The sequence below is a fragment of the Eisenbergiella massiliensis genome (assembly GCF_003435485.1).
In genome coordinates, this window is record NZ_QVLV01000058.1 from 1 (window position 1) to 854 (window position 854).

The following is an 854-nucleotide window of genomic DNA, read 5'->3' on the forward strand; positions in this document are numbered from 1 at the left end:
CTGTACCGGGCTTATCTGCTGACCGGGGAGAAGAAATATCTGGATTTTGCCAGAGAATGGGATTATACCTACCTGTGGGATAAATTGAACGCTCACGATTCCACCATTGGGCCAAGGCATGCCTACAGCCAGGTCAACAGCTTTTCCAGCGCGGCAATGGCCTATCTGGCGACGGGGGATAAGAAGTACCTGGACGCAGCGGAAAACGGCTATGCGCTTGTGACGGAAAAGCATACCTATGCCACAGGCGGCTACGGCCCCGCGGAGTGCCTGTTTGCGGATGAAAAAGGGTTTCTGGGCGAGATGCTGAAGGATTCCTGGGATACCACCAAAAACGGGGCGGTCTACAGGAATTTCGGCGGCGGAATGGTTCCCAGGAACGATAACTGGGGAAGCTGCGAGGTATCCTGCTGCGCCTGGGCGGTCTTTAAAATCTGCAATTATCTTCTCCGGATTACCGGGAAAGCAAAATACGGTGACTGGGCGGAGCAGATGCTGATCAACGGTGTGGCCGGACAGCCGCCCATTGATTCCGAGGGGCACGTGATGTACTATGCCGGTTATTTTGTGGACGGCGCGGTAAAGAGCCTGGAGGACAGAAGGCTGCAGCCAAACGGCGCCAATTTTGAATGGCAGTGCTGCACCGGGACCTTTCCCCAGGATGTGGCGGAATATGCCAACATGATTTATTATACGGATGAGGAAGGGATCTATGTTTCCCAATACCTTCCTTCCAAAGCCTCTTTTTCCATTCGCGGCAGCCGGTTTGCCCTGGAAAACTGTTCCGGGGGTGATATTTCTCCCATCCGGAAATTCCGGGTGCAGGCAGAAGGCGGAACCTCCTGCCGGATCAG

At 54.6% G+C, this 854-nt stretch carries 1 protein-coding gene; it reads left to right on the top strand.

The window, feature by feature from the left end; translation table 11 throughout:
- On the top strand, positions 1-854 hold an 854-nt coding region (locus tag DXC51_RS29230), incomplete at both ends, for a beta-L-arabinofuranosidase domain-containing protein (protein ID WP_181970230.1).